Origin of the sequence: Profundicola chukchiensis (assembly GCF_029664245.1) — a bacterium.
In the GTDB taxonomy this organism is placed as follows: Bacteria; Bacteroidota; Bacteroidia; order Flavobacteriales; family Weeksellaceae; genus Profundicola; species Profundicola chukchiensis.
Map to the genome: position 1 here is coordinate 66,494 of NZ_JANAIE010000003.1, position 18,198 is coordinate 84,691.

General features: G+C 35.5%; 13 protein-coding genes. 1 reads left to right on the plus strand and 12 read right to left on the minus strand.

Annotated elements, in window-relative coordinates; all coding sequences use genetic code 11:
- Positions 1 to 231 precede the first annotated feature (231 nt).
- The 10 genes from NLM59_RS04715 to NLM59_RS04760 form a co-directional block, all read right to left on the minus strand.
- Positions 232 to 576 (minus strand): VanZ family protein, encoded by a 345-nt coding sequence (locus NLM59_RS04715; protein WP_304416597.1) that lies wholly within the window; start codon positions 574 to 576, stop codon positions 232 to 234.
- Positions 577 to 610: 34 nt separating this feature from the next.
- A complete protein-coding gene (gene gcvH / locus NLM59_RS04720) occupies positions 611 to 985 on the minus strand; it encodes a glycine cleavage system protein GcvH (RefSeq protein ID WP_304416598.1) in 375 nt (124 codons plus the stop codon).
- Positions 986 to 995: 10 nt separating this feature from the next.
- Entirely contained in the window at positions 996 to 8,078 is a 7,083-nt protein-coding gene (gene sov, locus NLM59_RS04725; protein ID WP_304416599.1) for a T9SS outer membrane translocon Sov/SprA, read from the minus strand.
- A 1-nt stretch (position 8,079) separates the two neighbouring features.
- Positions 8,080 to 8,661 (minus strand): Holliday junction branch migration protein RuvA, encoded by a 582-nt coding sequence (gene ruvA, locus NLM59_RS04730; protein WP_304416600.1) that lies wholly within the window; start codon positions 8,659 to 8,661, stop codon positions 8,080 to 8,082.
- Positions 8,658 to 10,928, minus strand: coding sequence for an NADP-dependent malic enzyme (locus tag NLM59_RS04735; protein ID WP_304416601.1), 2,271 nt, complete (start codon positions 10,926 to 10,928; stop codon positions 8,658 to 8,660). The genes ruvA and NLM59_RS04735 overlap by 4 nt, the downstream gene beginning before the upstream one ends.
- Before the next feature lie 55 nt (positions 10,929 to 10,983).
- Positions 10,984 to 11,553, minus strand: coding sequence for a DNA-3-methyladenine glycosylase I (locus NLM59_RS04740; protein WP_304416602.1), 570 nt, complete (start codon positions 11,551 to 11,553; stop codon positions 10,984 to 10,986).
- A 69-nt stretch (positions 11,554 to 11,622) separates the two neighbouring features.
- Positions 11,623 to 12,237 carry a DUF4230 domain-containing protein gene (locus tag NLM59_RS04745; protein WP_304416603.1) on the minus strand — a complete coding sequence of 205 codons (615 nt, stop codon included), beginning with the start codon at positions 12,235 to 12,237 and terminating at the stop codon, positions 11,623 to 11,625.
- Entirely contained in the window at positions 12,238 to 12,828 is a 591-nt protein-coding gene (locus NLM59_RS04750; protein WP_304416604.1) for a thioredoxin family protein, read from the minus strand.
- 40 nt (positions 12,829 to 12,868) lie between these two features.
- Positions 12,869 to 13,819 (minus strand): NAD(P)H-dependent flavin oxidoreductase, encoded by a 951-nt coding sequence (locus NLM59_RS04755; protein WP_407986220.1) that lies wholly within the window; start codon positions 13,817 to 13,819, stop codon positions 12,869 to 12,871.
- A gap of 73 nt (positions 13,820 to 13,892) precedes the next feature.
- Entirely contained in the window at positions 13,893 to 14,765 is an 873-nt protein-coding gene (locus NLM59_RS04760; protein WP_304416605.1) for an RluA family pseudouridine synthase, read from the minus strand.
- A 94-nt stretch (positions 14,766 to 14,859) separates the two neighbouring features.
- On the opposite strand from NLM59_RS04760, the gene NLM59_RS04765 reads away from it, so the two are divergent.
- Entirely contained in the window at positions 14,860 to 15,372 is a 513-nt protein-coding gene (locus NLM59_RS04765; protein WP_304416606.1) for a GNAT family N-acetyltransferase, read from the plus strand.
- On the opposite strand, the gene NLM59_RS04770 is transcribed toward NLM59_RS04765, so the two are convergent.
- Complete coding sequence (locus NLM59_RS04770) at positions 15,369 to 16,565, minus strand: hypothetical protein (RefSeq protein WP_304416607.1); 1,197 nt, start codon at positions 16,563 to 16,565, stop codon at positions 15,369 to 15,371. The two genes, NLM59_RS04765 and NLM59_RS04770, sit on opposite strands and share 4 nt — an antisense overlap.
- Before the next feature lie 90 nt (positions 16,566 to 16,655).
- The gene (locus NLM59_RS04775) at positions 16,656 to 18,197 is read right to left on the minus strand and encodes an acyl-CoA carboxylase subunit beta (RefSeq protein WP_304416608.1); all 1,542 of its coding nucleotides are present in this window, start codon (positions 18,195 to 18,197) and stop codon (positions 16,656 to 16,658) included.
- Between the last annotated feature and the right edge of the window lies 1 nt (position 18,198).

The following is an 18,198-nucleotide window of genomic DNA, read 5'->3' on the forward strand; positions in this document are numbered from 1 at the left end:
TATTAATGTTCGACTAAAATAATATTAATTCCTTATTCTACAAAATCTATATTTCAAATAAGGTATTAAATTTTGACTTATTAACACATTTGCAAGTCTTAGACCACTTTTTGTTAAAGTGGCAAATTAATCCGCAATTAAGTATATTTTTAACACCTAAATACTAATTCTCTTAATTGACACCGCCAATATTAGCGAAACTAGCTTAGTATTAATCTTTTAAGACAGGAATTAGAGAAACAATCTGTCTAGTTTCTTTTTTAAACCCTCCAGCAATCCTGTGTAATAGCATACGGCAAAGGCTAAAACAACTCCTATAATATCAAAAATCCAATCATACCAATCAAAACTTCTACCTGTTGGTAGCGAATGCTGCAATACTTCTATAAGTAATCCAAAGAGCACCAACCAAGCTAAGTTGATCCAGCGATTGAAATTAGGGTAAGCGAAATAAGATAGAATGGTAAGCACCAAAAAGATAATGAGATGTATGATTTTATCTACGAAATCAAATCCAATTTCTATGGGTGGGATTCCATCTAAAGGGGTTAATGTTGCTAGTGTTACTAGAAACAAAAACCCCCAAAAAATTATAGTATAAAAGTTTTTCTTAACCAACTAACTCTTTATATGCTTCAGCGTCTAATAACTCTTCTGTAGCATCATCAGTGATTTTAACTTTAATAATCCATCCTTCTCCATAAGGATCTGAATTCACTAACTCTGGCTCATCTTCCAGCTTTGAGTTAAATTCAGTAACCTCTCCAGATACAGGTAAAAACAAATCAGAAACAGTTTTAACCGCCTCGATAGATCCGAAAACCTCTCCTGCGTCTAATGTTTCACCTTCGGTGTCGATATCAACGAATACGATATCTCCTAATTCTTGTTGTGCAAAGTCTGTAATACCAATAGTGGCTTCATCTCCTTCGATTTTTACCCACTCGTGATCTTTGGTATACTTTAATTCGTTTGGTGTATTCATAATTTAAAATTTAATTTCCAAATGTAAATGTAGCTTTTATTCCGGCACGAACTGTACTCAGAGGGAAAGCTGTAGATATTTTATATTTCGTCATCATTTGATCGTAGAACAAACTTAAATTGAAATTTTGACTTAACATATATTGCGCGTTTAACTTTAAGGAGAAAATATTCTGTCCTCCGGTTACTTGCGAATTGTCATCTAATATACGTCTTATTCTCATTTCATTATCTCTCATAGATAAATCTGCTCTAAAATTAACATCTCCTTTTAGGGTTTGTTTTTTACCCATATAGCGCATATTAATCTTAACGTCTTTTAATATATATCCAAAACCAAAGATAAACTCATTTCCGAAATCCTCAGACAAAGTATAATTACTCAAACTTAATGAAATAATTCTATCTCTATTATACATCGCTCTAAATTGCATGCTATTTCTTAAGGTCATGTCTACCCCAATTAGTGGAGAGAAAGACTCCATTAAAGTAACAGCTCCATAAGTATTTCTTGAGTAGAAATTATTGTTACCATCAATACCTCCTGCTGGGATTCCATCATCGCCTATCACTGCCGAACCATTCTCAAATGGAATTGGATCAGAAAATCTATTCAAGTTAGAACTTACATTATTTACAGTGTAAGAAGATGAGTAGTTGTGACTAATCTCAAAACGGTCAAACTTCTTAGAGAAGAATGGCGTATTCATTAATCCTGTATAAGTAATATTCCAATTTGGTAATGGGAAGAATCGCTTGTAATCAAAGTTAGAATCCGGAACGGTTCGGCCACGATAAGTCGCCAAGAATGCCGGTACTAATACATCTGCATTAGATAAATTTAAACCAGGTGCATAACCTTCGGGATTCACGTCTGTAATTCCATACCATAACTGTCCTTGTCTTTGAGAAATTAATTGAGCATTCTTTTTCAAGTCAGCATATAAGGCATCTCCATCCATAAATGCAGTTCCCATACTCCAAGTTGAAATGGTAAAGTTTTCCTGTACATTCTCAAAAGCTCTTTCATACCCAAAGGTATTATCATCGATTTGAGTGTTAAATCCACTTTGGAACATGTTTCTTGAATAATTTCTATTCGCACTGAAATCCACTCTCAAAGATGGCATTGGCTCTACCTGAACACTTGCTGTAAAGGTTTCGTTTCTGTTGCTCGTATATGGTTCAGTTAAATATGAACTTCTAGTAATCCAACCATTTTCAATCGCTCGTTTTCTAATATCGAATTGAGATCCAAACATAAACTCTGCTGTTGGACCAGGACCTGTACCACCTTGCCCGATAAAGTTAGGTTCAGCCAACATACCTGGTAATATAATTCCACTATTTCTATTGAAATTAAATTGACCTCTCTTGATACTCTGAAGTGCCATTTTCAGATAGTCAGTTACCTTATATCTATGTTTATATTTAATCTTAGTTTTATTGATTTGTCTTAAACCATTCTTCTTGCCTGCAAGATTTTGGAAGCTTCTATTAATAGAATCCATTTCTCGTTTTCTTCCTTGACGAACTGAGTCTAATTTTTGGAAGCCTTCGAATTGCATGTATAATTTATCGAAATCAAAGTTACCAATCACGCTAATGGTTTGTGCGTTTTGAGCTAAGTGACCTATGTCCTCTTCAACATCATTGATCTGTAATTTATTTGCTAAACGAGCTTGCCAATCATAGTTTGCCGTATAACCTAACTCCACATTCGCCCATTCAAAATAAGGCAATAAACGTAATGGGGTTTTCCAGTTCACTTGTAATTGCTGGTTATAATTAATCGGACGACCTACATTTAATAGATCTTTGAAGATCATTCCATCGTCTGGCTTGGTTGCAACGATATCAGATAAAGTTCTTGTTGCTGAATTAAAGTCAACTCTCAATGATTTCGTTAAATCAAATCCAACATTATACTGCCAGTTGAATAGGAAATTATTACTAAATATTGGATTAAATTGAATCGGTGTACCGCCATCCACTAAGTAAGAATTTAAATCTCTATACTGCTGTTCCGTATAAGTTCTAATTACATCTGTACGGAAAGACAATCTAGATGGAACTGGATTGAAGTTGAATTCTTTTACCCAATTTAAATATCTAGCTGACTGTGCTGTATCATGTACCATATGCCAATCCTTGAAAGGCTGCATATATTTGGTCTTGAAATTATAGTTATAGTTAATCGATGCTCTTAAGCTCTTATCCTTATTATACTTGGTATAAATATCTCTATGGAAATCTGAATTATATAAGAATGAAAGCGATAAGTTCTCAACATCATAGAATCTTTGCGGTTTAGACGTATTCACACGTTCTTTTCTAATATTACTAAATCCGTAAGTGATTCGTTTGTTATAAGTTCTAACGATATCCGTCAATTGATCTTTTCTTGGATCTTCCTCGAACTCAACATCATTATCTAATGGATTGAATTTAGGATCGATAAACTGCTCTGAAATCACATAGTTAAATGGAATCTTTAATCCCCATTTTTTCGGGAAGAATTTGTCTAAATTAACCGCCGCATTCACCGAGTAATTCTTGATTTCCTCTTGTTGTCTTTCTACAGGACCACGATCAATCGCACCAAAACCAACCGACGAAATACTACCACTAGAGTTAATTTGAGCAAAGTCTCCTAAAGCAACATTCAAACTAGCTTGTGCAGCATAACCACCTTGGTTATCGATTTCAGATAAGCGTAACTCGTTTACCCAAACTACTGCATTTCTAATTTCTGTTCCTCCAGAGTTTCTAACTCCAATCATAATGGTAGAAACATTTCCTAAAGACGGACGACCTTTAACATAAATCATCTTACCACTTTCGTCTACTACATATGGGAATCGATCTAAGTTATTTGCTTCGTAAGCCAATTTCTTAGCCTCAACAAACTCGTCAGTATATACGTCTAACATGTTATTTTGAGGCCAAATTCCTGTTGCTGTATTAGCTGACAATGGAGAATATTCCATTGGAATCTCATATTCATAATAGTTGTTAGATAAATCACTTCCAATTCTGATGAATAATTTTAAATCATTGCTTTCAGCTCCTGTTTCGCCCGCGTGAACGTGGCTAAACATTCTAATTCTTTTATATCTTCTTAAATCTAAATTAGTATTCTTGAAAACACCTCTCGCATCTTGAGCATCTAATTTATCAAGACTCAACACCATCGATGCCTCGTTCTGACTTTGTAATCCTGCGTTGGTTTGATACTGCTCTCTCTCAATTCCTGGAGGAACTACATAAGGAGGAGTTGCCGTAGAGTTTTCTTCCACGTTCACATTTCCAATAGATAAGTTCTCAACATCTTGTTGCTCCTCACCTTCTGGTAAATCAATATTAGGATAGATGTTTTTAGCATATCGTCTCCAATCACTACGTACCATATCCATGGTAGCAAACCTTAAAGTAGCTTGTGATTCGAATCCTTTTACAATTAAACGCATAAACCTAGCTGATGTTAAAACATCCTCTGAAGCTGCACCTTGGTCAAGGTCATAATCACTTACTGGAACTCTAAATAAATACCAATTGTTTTCTCCTTGTTGTCCGTTTTCGAAATTAACAGAAACTCTTTTTGAATCAACAATAAATGGGTTATCTAGATTCAACTGATTTTTATCTAACTTAATTGTATACTGATTATAGTTTTCAATTCTATCTAAGTTATAGTCATTGTTTAAATCTTCCGTATCTGGAGATGCCGAACCAGCTTCTAATGATCCAGAAGGAGAGTTTCCTTGTGGGTTTCTGAAGTACTGATATCTACTTGGAATATAACCAGCATCTGGTGTATTATCCCATCTATCATCTAAATAGTATACGAAATTATCCGCAGCTGGATCCGCCTCACCCGTAACATGGTTTGTCGAGTTAATGAATAAGTTATATCCATCTTGCAATGCCTCCTCAGCATCAGTCATACCGTTTAAACCAACATCCTGTAATTTTCTTTCTTCGCCTTCGGTTTGGAATGAATATAAAATTGGATAATTACTTGGTTGTTTACCCCAAATACTAAATTCAGGTTCATTATCAGGAAGGTTAATTCCATTCTCATACATTAAATTACCATCTCTTAAAACATCCTCAGAAACGTTACCAATGTGTAATAAAACCTTTGCATCTGGTGCGTTATTCATACCATCGGCATATGGGTCCATCATCCAGAACTCAAGGTATTCAACGTTGGTTTGTTTTAAGTTGGTAATAGTTAATGGTCTAGAAATACCTGCCCATTTAAGGTCTTTACTTTCTGTTTGCCAGTTAGGGTTTAAGTTATAAGGACCACGTTTATCTGGGTAGAAAGTAATATCGAAAGTTGATAAGTTAACTGGAGTTCCAGCGGTTAAATCTCTACTCGAGAACAACTCTCTTACCTGTACTTTTCTAGATGCGTGGTTAGAAATATCTGCATTAGATAATGAAGTATTTCCACCAATGCTATAAAATCTTGGGTCAATATTATACCAAGAAAGTAGTCTTCTGTAATAGTTTAAACTAAATCCATCTGGATCAAAAACAGAAGGATCGAAATCGTCGTTTGGATTCTCTGAATTCACCACAGGTGTTGCGGCTAATTTCCAAGAGTTAACATCCATTAAACTAATCTTAGATTGTGAATCCTCAAAGTCATCGATATAAGATTCATTTTTAGTTGAATTATTAACACCTGGCATCAAGTAAGCACCTTCTGCATTAAAGTTAATTTGAGATGGTGTTTCTGTATCAACTAATGGAATTTTATCCGTCATTCTTGTCAACCAATCTGAAGTACCGTTATACATAACATTCGCTCCAAAAATAGAGTTACTCACCGGCTCTGAATTATACTGTGCCTTTTGTTGTGCTCCAGCTAATCTTTCGCTGTAGTTCATGTACGTAATACCCGCCAATAATTCTTCTGAGAATTTATGCTCAACATTCAACCCCATCAAACGCTTGGTTTGCATATTGAAAGTTGATCTATTTTCCATGCTAATATTAATCGGTGTACCCGAATCTTTTAGCATTTGGTTTATAATCTGAACACGACCTAATTGGTAGTCAACAATATAGTCAACACCTTCTATTAATTCTTGTCCGTTGGCAGTAACACGTACAGATCCTTGTGGCACGTTGAAAGCCCCTAATGGAATTCCATCACCACCCGAACTCTTGTACTGACCTTCCATATAATAACGATTTACTCCACTGCTTTGCTCAAAAGTAATTGGCAATTCAGAGTATAAATCATTCATCACAAACTCACTGTCGTCTGTGCTTAATTTATTAGCAATCGTTCTAGCAAATGGCTCAATAGTGGTAAAGATAATTCTACCATTTTGCTCATCTACTGTCACACCTGGAACGTAGTCAAAAAGACCATCTCCATATAAATCTCCACTTTGTTGAAGCTGACCATTCATATTCAATCGGTCCATGTTCAATAATTGAAGTAGAGTTTGATTTTCAACAGGAGTTCCTTGTAGATAATTCAAAGCTCCCGAACCCATAGAAGGATCTTGATAGAAAATATTTAATCTAAAGTCTTCAGCAGAAAGTTGAATCGTTTCTAATGAATAAATATTCTTCATCATCAAATCCCACATCGGTGAATTTGTATTAACGTTGGTGTTTGACTTCAATAATTTAGTAATCAACAACTCACTTTGCTGATCAGAAAATTCACCCACGCTATATGCTTGACCTGGCTGAGAAGTTAAGGTATACTGGAAAGATACCCCCATCAACTCATTATCATTCAAAGGCTGATTTAATGAGATATAACCTAAATTAGGATAGAATTTATATTCACTTGGGTTAAGAAGTCTTACGTTTTCGTGAACCATATATTGCTCACCTTCAGAGTAGGTATTTCCGTTAGCGTCTGTCAGACCAGCAGCGTTAATTGCGCTACTCGCCGTATTTCCTTGACGGATTCCGCCTAAATTCTTAACAGTGTTGTATAAGTTACCATTATTAGGTGCCGAGAAACCATTATCCCCTAAATCTCTTAAAGCCACCATAGATCGGCGATTTTCTTGATTGGCATTTCCTCTATCAATCACCCAAACTTCTAATCTGGTAATATTAATTTGAGATGAAATCACTGGATAATTCGCCAATGCACCATCATAGTTTTCTCTAAAGTATTGTGCTAAAAAGTAGTGTTGATTTGCTTGATAGTCTTTCGCGTAAATTTTAAAAGTATTTACAACTCCACCACCTTCTACGGTAATATTTCTAGCTTCTGATTCTTGTTGTGAGAATAAAGTACTCACATAAGTATTTCCAAACTTGAATTCTCCTTTAGCCCCAAAAAGAGATTGCGCCCCTGTAATCAGCGACGTACTCAATGGCATACTAACATTACCGAATTCAATATTTTGAATAATATTATCTTCTCCTCCTTCGCCACGTGGTCTCCAGCCGAGATTCATTCTATTCTCGAATCCAAAACCAGCTTGAGTATCATAATTTGCTTCAAGTTGTAAGTTTTCTCCTACTTTACCCAACACACTCATTTGAATTCGCTGTTGCAAATCCATGGCAAAAGTGTTTCTATTTTGAGGTAAAATCTGTGGGTTTTCTAACTTTTGAATAAAAACCCCTAAATCTAAGGAAGCATATCCTTGTGGAATCAACTCAATTTTATCCCCTCCAAAAATCGATTGAAAGAGTTTGTTTTTAACTTGAACACTTGGCAACACCAAACCTTGGTCTTCTTGATCGCCGTCTTTGTCATAACGAACAGATCTAAACTGCGAGTCCAAAGCCTGTGACTTTTCCTTATAATATTGCTCCATATTTTGAGCCAGCAACATGTCAAAATATTCTTCTTGTGTAAGAATAATTGGCTCTCCAAAGGAAAGATTACCAACCTGTTGTCTTAATACATAGTTTCCTGTAAAAGGATCATATTCAGCGGCATATTGAACAGGCGTATTCAGGTACAAACCACCATTATGATTGTTTATAGAATACTGTAAACTATCTTCTTGTGCTAAAAGCAAAAAAGGAATTAATAATAGAAAGGCTAAACTTAGCCTTTTGCGTACGGGTTTAAAGTTAAAATCGAACAGATTCAAGCTAGAGTTTTTTCAAGGTTTCTTTAATTACGGCTTCTAAGGTGATTTGTGGTGTATCTGTAATTAATTTTTGCACAATCTTCTCAGACTGTTTCTTGGATATACCCAACACCTCCAAAGCACTTAACGCTTCAAATTTAATTTTATTTTCTGAACTAGACGATATAAATTCTGAATCAGATAGTTTCGCTAATTTATCTTTTAAATCAATGATAATTCTCTGAGCAGTTTTGATTCCAATTCCCTTTACAGATTGTAAGGTTTTGGCATCTTCGTTGGCAATAGCATGATAAATTTCACCCGGATTTAAGGTAGAAATCATCATCATTCCAGAAGCTGGCCCCACACCATTTACAGAGATTAATTGCTCAAAAACAAATCGCTCCTCTTTATCAGCAAAACCATAGAGAATTTGAGCATCTTCTCTCACCAAATGATGGGTATAGAAAAGTACATTTTCTTCTTTTTGAATTTTACCGTAGGTTGTAAGACTAATATTGACATGATATCCAACTCCGCCACAGTCTACTATGGCGTGAGATGGATGTATTTCAATAAGTCTTCCTCTTAATTGTGCAATCATGAATTTCTTTGTTGAGCATCTAAAACAGCGATGGTTGCTAAGTTAACTATTTCCTCTACACTACAACGCATTTGCAAAATATGAACAGGCTTATTCATTCCCAATAAAATAGGTCCAATGGACTGCGCCTTATCTACTCCTCTCAAAATTTTATATGATAAATTTCCTGAAGATAAATTAGGGAAAATCATGGTATTAACCCTTTTACCCGCTAATTTAGAGAATGGGAACTCGCTTAAAACTAAATCTTCATCTAAAGCAAAGTCTGGCTGAATTTCTCCGTCTACAATCAACTCGGGAACAGCTCTATGTAAATGCGACACAGCTTTGGCTACTTCTTTAGATGACTCTGCACTTGCCGAGAAATTTTCATAAGACAACATCGCAACCACAGGCTCTATCCCTAAACTCTTCACTACATAAGAAGTCATTCTTGCAATTCTCACCAAATCCTTCCAGTCTGGTCTTTTGATAATGGCAGTATCGGCAAAGAACATAGGCCCTCTATTAGTTAAAAGAATCATCATTCCCGATACTTTCTCTACCGTTTTATCTTTACCAATCACTTGTAAAAGCGGAACTAAAGCATTAGAATAACTCTTAGAGTATCCAGATAAGAATGCATCAGCATCACCCGTTTCTACCATCATTGCACCGAAATAGTCGCGGTTGCGCATGGCTCTTCTCGCCTCGTACAATGTGGTTCCTTTTCGGTTACGTTTTTCCCAATATAAATGAGCATATCTCTCACGCATCATTTCAAAATCATCGGATCTTGGGTCGATAATTTCAAAATCTACTTCTATAGCAGAATCCTCCATCAATTGCTTGATTTTCTTTCTATTTCCTAAAAGAATTGGAGTTGCAAGACCGTCATCATGTAAAATTTGAGCTGCCTTTAAAACATTATATTCTTCTGCATTGGTAAGTGCAACTCTTTTCTTATTAGCTCGAGCACGATTCTGCATCATTCTGATTAACTTCTGATCGCTACCCATTCTAGCCAATAAATGCTCTTCATAAGCTACCCAATCATCAATAGGTTTTTGGGCAACACCAGAATCCATTGCTGCTTTAGCAACAGCCATAGATACTTTAGTTATTAATCTATTATCAAAAGGTTTTGGAATAATATATTCTGCTCCGAACGATAAGTTTTTGTTGTTATAAGCTAATAAAACTAACTCTGGAACTGGCTCTTTGGTTAAATCGCTCAAGGCATGAACCGCTGCCATTTTCATTTCCTCATTGATTTTTTCGGCTTGAACGTCTAAAGCTCCTCTAAAGATATATGGGAATCCCAAAACGTTGTTAACCTGATTAGGATAATCACTTCGCCCTGTTGCCATAATAACATCATCGCGGGTGTCCATCGCTAATTTATATTCAATTTCCGGCTCTGGATTAGCTAAAGCAAAAACGATAGGATTATCTGCCATCGTAAGCAACATTTCTGGGGTTAAAACTCCACCCACCGATAAACCGATAAATACGTCTGCTCCATCAACAGCCTCAGCCAAAGTAGTTTTATCTGTATCCACCGCATAAGCCTGTTTTTGCTCATTTAAGTCGGTTCTTTTGGTAGAAATCACACCTTTACTATCACACATGATGATATTTTCGGCTTTAACACCTAAAATTTTGTAAAGATTTGTACATGAAATAGCTGCTGCTCCGGCGCCATTAACAATTACTCTAACGTCCTCTACCTTTTTATCAGCGATTTCTAAAGCATTTTTTAAAGCAGCAGTTGAGATAATAGCTGTTCCGTGCTGGTCATCGTGCATGACAGGAATATTCAATTCCTCTTTTAGTTTTTGCTCAATATAAAAAGCTTCGGGCGCTTTGATGTCTTCTAAGTTAATTCCACCAAAGGTTGGCGAGATCGCCTTGACGATTTCAACAAACTTTTCTGGATCTTTTTCGTTGATTTCGATGTCAAAAACATCTATATCTGAGAAAATTTTAAACAACAATCCTTTCCCTTCCATCACCGGTTTTGAAGCCTCAGGACCAATATCTCCTAAACCTAAAACGGCCGTTCCATTACTAATTACAGCAACTAGATTTCCTTTTGCCGTGTAATCATACGCCTTGCGAACATCATTTTGTATCTCTAAACATGGTGCAGCAACTCCCGGAGAATAAGCCAAAGACAAATCTCTTTGGGTGCTATGGTTTTTAGTAGGAACTACTTTTATTTTCCCTTTTGGATAAGCACTATGATATCTAAGTGCGTCTTTTTTAAACTTTTTATTTTCAGGCATAAATCATTTCTATTTGGCAAATGTATGAATTCAAAAAAATATAGCATTCTATGCGCTATTCATTCTTATAGCAAAAGCAATCCGTCGTGTGATCGTTTATGATGCCAGTGGCTTGTAAATAAGCATAAACCGTTGTACTTCCTAAAAACTTAAACCCTCTTTTCTTTAAGTCCTTAGCCACTTTATCAGACAAATCAGTCGTTGCTGGTACTTCTGATTTATTTTTCCAATGGCCTATTATAACTTTATTATTTGTGAAACTCCAAATGTAGCTATCAAAACTTCCAAACTCTTGCCGAACCTCTTGTAAACGTTGAGCATTGTTAATTGCTGCTCTAATCTTAAGATGATTTCTAACGATTCCTTGATTTTGCAATAATTCTTCAACTTTTGCTTCATTAAAATTCGCTACTTTTTTATAATCAAAATCAGCAAATGCTTTTCTAAAGTTATCTCGTTTATTGAGAATCGTTTTCCAGCTTAAACCAGATTGAAAACTCTCCAAAACCAAAAATTCATAATGCGTTTGATCGTCATGAACCGGTTTTCCCCACTCATTGTCGTGGTAGGCAATATATTTCTCGTCACCAGCTTCGGTCCAAGCACAGCGTATCTTGTTTTCCATATTTCAAGGTATAAAAAAATTGGAAGAAATACTTGATTTCTTCCAATTCTAAAATTATTTAAGTGAAGCCTAAAACTTAACTTTCTGCTCTAGTTCCTGAGCGTATTTCGTCGTATCTTCTATCTTCCAACCATAAATCTTAGCTAAAAGATAAATGTCTTCTAGGTTCGAAATCAACTGCTCATGAGCTTGCTGCTTTAAATCTGTCTGATCTATGGTCTTTTTAACCTCCTCTACCGCTCTTTTTTTGATTCCATTAATTTCATCTTTCGTAAATTGATTTAATCTACTTTGATTCATTTCAAAAAACTCTACATCAGAGAAAGTCTCAAGTTTTAGTTCAGGAATCGAACGAATATATATCGTTTCGTTGATGGAATCTAACTCAACCTTCATTTGCTTTAAATCATAACTCGCCTGTGCTCTAATATCAACTTTCAACAGAAGATTTTTATCAAAGGAAAACAAATCACCCATGTAACTTGTCTTGCTCTTATGAGAATAAAAATTCGCATAATTCTGTTCAGCCACTACCATTTTATTCAAGCGTTCGATACCATAAGCTATGGTATGTGTGGCTTCAACTTTGGTGTCTTTCTTTGTCCAGTTGACAATAAAATAAGTGAGTATAATCCCAGCAACAAAGGCTGCGATATATTTAATGAAAGGTTTAATCTTGTTCAATTATTCTGCGTAATTAGGCGTTTGTGGCGTTCCGTTTAGAATATCACGAACATCTTCTTCGATAGAATTAATAGGATTTTCAACGATTCTTCCGGCTTCTTCACCTTCTTTCAAGAATAAGAAAGTAGGCACATGAGAAACTCCGTATTTAGCTTCTTCTCCGTTTAATCCTTTTTTGTCTCTATCTAAACTGAACATTTGTACTTTACTCATATCATAGCCTGCTTCTTCTAACACTTTAAAGAAAGCTGGTCCTTTGTCTTGTGAATCTGGACACCAAGTTCCAATGAAAACCTTAACATCGTAGTCCTTGATTTTATCTTTAAGCTCAGCGACAATTTCTGAGTTTGTTTTGTAATCTTCCTTGAAGAATGAATACCAAGTATTGTAGTTTTCGCCTTGAAGCATTTCTTGGTTGATCTCACCAACTAAAGCTGGTTCCCCATCAATCTCCACCTCTTGATAATTTAAATCTTTTTTCTCTGAATTCATAACTTTTTCTGTTGTTTCTACTTCATCTTGGTTAGCTTGCTTAGTTGAGCATGACGCTAAAATCAAGACTATACTTAATAGTGAAATAAATTTCTTCATCAATAAATTTTATTTTCTTTCCTTCAAAAATTTAGCCAATTCAAGAAAGGCCTAATATTCTTTTAACAATATCCTGCGTAGGTTCAATCGCTTTTGTTTCCTCAATAGTTGGCCCTGCAACCCAAACGGTTTTATAAGTTGCTTGTGTTGCTGCTTTGGTCACAGCATTGGTCCCTTTCATAAACCTCAGCATCTTAACATATTTCTTTAAACTTTTATATCTGTTCAAAAAATCTTCTAACCAAGTGGTTTCTGTTCCAATTTTCTGAACATATGGCGTATTAATAACTGTACATGGCGTCCCCGAAATCTTCTGAGTCATTACAATATCTTCTTCGCCATAATCCACACAAGCCTGTTTGTATTCTTCGTTGACTCCAGATTCCACACTTGCAATAAATGGACTTCCTACAGAAACTCCAGCAGCTCCTAAGGACATTACATGTTGATATTGTTCGTAATTACCAACTCCACCCGCCGAAATAACCGGAATGTTACAATTAGCTTTAAGTTCAGTAATTAATACTTCTGGATCTATATTTCCTCTATGCCCACCCGCTTGATTGTTTACAGCGATTAAAGCATCTGCACCTAATTCTTCTACCTTTTTAGCATAACTTAAATTAGTTACATCACAAAAAACCTTGATTCCCTTGGCATGAGCTTTTCTAATCACCTCATCTGGCTTTCCTAAAGATGTAATAATGAAATCCGCACCATGCTCACAAATAGCATCTAATTGTGCTGGGAATTTAGGATTGGATTTATTTACAATTAAGTTAAACCCAAAAGCACCATTTTCAGTTTTTGCTTGTTTTAATTCCTCAATCGCAGCTACCAACTCCTCTATGGTTCTGTAATTTAAAGCAGGAATACATCCCGCTACGCCCATTTTCATACCTTCTATCACCATGGCTGTATTGGAAACCAAAAACATAGGCGCCATAATCAGAGGATATTTTATATTTAAAATCTCGGTAATATCTTTCATAATTTATTATGCTTGCATTGCAAATTTACAGATAATTTATTTAGCCCAACTTGTCTTATTGTTTATCAATGCATTAAGCCTCTTCAAAATCAGGAAACAATCTAATAAATTTTTTAGGCATTTGTGACTTTAGCTTTAATTTTTCCTGCGTAAAAGGATGAATAAATTCTAAAGCAAATGCATGTAAATATAAACCATATCCTTGATGTTTTTTATTTTCTAAATAATATTTCTGATCGCCCATAATCGGGTTTCCTAAAGAAAATAGATGTTGACGCAATTGATGTTTACGACCGGTTTGAGGATATAATTCGACTAAATTTAAGGCTTCAAATTTTTCTGATTTTAAGGATTGAAGAACTTTATATGTGGTAAACGCCGTCTTTTCATCCACATCAGAGTCTATCTCTCCTTTTGTGTCTTTCATTTTGCCAATACTGACCGCTCGATAAATTTTTTGAATCTTATGATCCTCGAACATAGCGTGTAATTCTCTTTTAGCTTTTGCGGTTTTAGCTATAATTAAACAACCACTCGTAGGATAATCTAATCGATGCACAGGAAAGGGCTGTACTGCATCAGCTTGAGAACTAGGCTGAATATGCGGTATCAAAGCATTGGCAATGGTGGCAAACTTATTTCCACTTACTGAAATCCCAGCGGGTTTGTTGATAACTGCTAAATAATCATCTTCAAACAAAACCTCCAACTCTAATTCATAAACTTTTTGCTTAGTTTTTTGAATTTCTAATAACTCAATAACATCATTTTCTTGAACAAAATGTGCAGTAGTTGTCGTTTTTCCATTAACTAAGATTAAGCCTTTTTTAATGCCTTTTTTAACAGCTGATTTGGTTGGAATTTCATTAAATAAATCAACTGCATATTCTTGTAATCGAATTGATTTTTCGACTTTGGGAACGATATGTTGTTGAATTACTTTCAAACTAATTTTAAGTTAGTATTAGACTGCTAATCTACAATTAAAGCCCATGTTTTACATTTTAAAATTGTATTTTGGACCAAGAAAATTAAAATCCATGACATCTCAAACTGAGTTTAGACAAGCCAATTTATCAGATTTAAATGAAATTTGGCAAATTATTCAATTTGCGATTGCTTCGCGCAAAGCCGACGGAAGCAAACAATGGCAAGATGGCTATCCGAATATAGATAGTGTCAGAACGGACATTAATAATTCCTATGCCCATGTTCTTTCCAACGAAAATGGAATCATGGCATATGCCGCAGTCATTTTTGATATTGAACCTGCCTACGAACAGATTGAAGGAACTTGGTTAAGCGATCAAAACTATGTGGTTGTTCATAGAATTGCCGTGTCGGAGAAAGGGAAAGGACAAGGATTTGCTAAAATCTTAATGCACGAAATAGAACAATTAGCCATCGCTAAAGAAACCTTTAGTATTCGTGTGGACACGAACTACGACAATCCCGCGATGCTCCGAATTTTAGATCAAACTGGATATCAATATTGTGGCGAAGTTTACTTTAGAGGCGATGCTAGAAAAGCCTTTGAAAAAGTTTTAAATTAAAATTTAGCTACCAATCCTAAACGATAAAATAATTTTCCTTCTGGTGATAATTCAGGCTCTGTAAGTCGGTCGTAGTATCTAACACCAATTCTAACAAACAATAACGATATCTCACCTCCCAAATAATATCCAAACTGCTTTTTATCCTTTGGCATCATGTATTTATCGGCGGTGATGTCCATTACTAAACCACCTTCTCCAATTAAAGCAACTTGATTTTCATAATAACCCGTATAACGAACTTGAGGACCAAAAGTGATGAAACTCTTTTTCAAGTCAAATCCCTTGTCTTTTAAACTCAAATAACTTGCTGCCGCGTGATAGTTTAAAGTTCTTCGTTTAGAAACCCTCATTTGGTGAAAACGCTGACTTGCAAACACTTCAAAGTTAAATCCGCGTGTATCCATCTCGGGATAATCGTACCTCTCTATTTTACCAAAGCTATTAGTAGTAATATAAACTCCTAATTCAGTTCCGGGGTTATTGGTGAATAATTTAAAGTCATTTTCCTCTAAACTACCTAATTCCTGCGTCTGATTATCTTCATTTAAATATTGATAAAACAAAGTCTCAATTTTGTTCATCTCATCCAAAAAGGCAGGCAGCTCGCCTTCGTGCTTAACTTTTGTAGCCACAAATTTACTCACCACACTCAGTAAGGCTTTTTGACTTTTACTGTTATCTCTATTGGTTTTAGCCATTAGATTTTTCGACTTCGGAAGCACAGAACTAGCTACGAAATTCTCTAGCTGAGAAGATTTTAGATTTTGTTTTTGTCGCTTTTGCTCTTCAAGCTCTAAAAACTCATCGAAAACATCCATTCTATAAAATGGCTGATTCACCTCTTTAGAGCCACGATTGAGTAATTTTCTACTCTTATCTAATCGATCATAAAAACCATCTAAAGAAAGTAAAACATCCTGTGCCAAAGCTCTATAGGAATAGGCTTGGATTATTTCTGAATTACGTAAATCCTCCTTTGTTAAATGAGATGAATTGATAATTTTCTTCATTTGACCTGGCAAAACTATCTCACTATATGCAGTGTCTTGCACTCGAAGCCATACTTCATAGGTTTGTTCTGATTCATTGAAGAACAGAATATCATCATCGTCTTGTTTGATTTGAAATTCTTGGGCAGAGCTCCAAACAAACATCATTAAACCCAAAACTACACTTATCTTTCTAACCATTGTATATATAAAAACGCCGAAAAGTCTAATTAATTTCTCAATTAATGGATACTTTTCGACGTTTTATGAAATATTTAATATTTATTTCAATTATAATGGAATATTCCCATGTTTTCTATCTGGTTTGTTAACTTTTTTATTTTCTAACATCGCGAAAGCTTTGATTAACTTTTTGCGTGTTTGATTTGGTAAAATCACTTCATCTATAAATCCTCTTTCGGCTGCAGAATAAGGATTAGCAAATAACTCAGCATATTCAGCTTCTTTTTCTAACCATTTGGCTTGTTTGTCGTCTGCTTTAGCAATTTCATTTTTAAAGATAATCTCTGCTGCACCTTTAGCTCCCATTACTGCAATTTCAGCCGATGGCCAAGCATAGTTCATGTCAGAACCAATATGTTTCGAGTTCATTACATCATATGCTCCTCCATATGCTTTACGCGTAATTACCGTCACTCTTGGAACAGTTGCCTCACTAAATGCATAAAGTAATTTAGCTCCGTTTACGATGATTCCATTCCACTCTTGGTCTGTACCTGGCAAGAATCCCGGAACGTCTTCTAATACCAATAATGGAATATTGAAACAATCGCAGAATCTAACAAAACGAGCCGCTTTTTTAGAAGAATTCACATCTAAAACTCCCGCTAAGAACATTGGATTATTCGCTACAATACCGATGCTTTCTCCACCTAAACGCGCGAAACCAACAATAATATTTTCAGCGTAATCTTTATGAATTTCATAGAAAGAATCATGGTCAATAATTCCTTCAATCACCGCTTTCATATCATATGGCTTGTTCGCATTATCTGGAACAATATCCATTAACTCTTCGCGAATTTCTTCACCTAAAGTATATTCTAAAGTTTCTGGCTTTTCCTTGTTGTTCTGTGGAATGTAGCTCAATAACTTTTTTAAGTCTTCTAAACATTCAACATCATTAGCAGAAACCGTATGCGCTACTCCAGATTTAGTTGAATGCGTACTTGCACCTCCTAATTCTTCTGAGGTAATTTCCTCGTTGGTAACTGTTTTGACCACGTTTGGACCTGTCACGAACATATAACTCGTATTCTGCACCATCATCGTGAAGTCGGTCATGGCTGGCGAGTAAACTGCTCCACCTGCACAAGGTCCCATAATTGCAGAAATTTGAGGAATCACTCCCGACGCTTGCACGTTGCGATAGAATATATCTGCATATCCACCCAATGAACGAACACCTTCTTGAATTCTTGCTCCACCCGAGTCATTAAGACCAATCATAGGCGCGCCAACATTCAAAGCCATATCCATCACTTTGCAGATTTTCTCGGCATGTGTTTCTGATAAAGAACCACCAAATACAGTAAAGTCTTGTGCGAAAACATAAACCAATCTACCGTTGATTGTTCCGTAACCTGTTACTACACCATCGCCATAGAATTTTTGGTCTTCCATCCCGAAATCCTTGGTTCTATGTGTAACCAAAGCACCAATCTCTTCAAAAGAACCTTCGTCTAATAAATATAAAATTCGCTCACGAGCCGTTAATTTCTTCTTTTGATGCTGCTTTTCTATTCGTTTTTCTCCTCCGCCTAAATACGCAAGATCTAATTTCTCTTGTAATGTTTTTATCTTCGTTTTCATT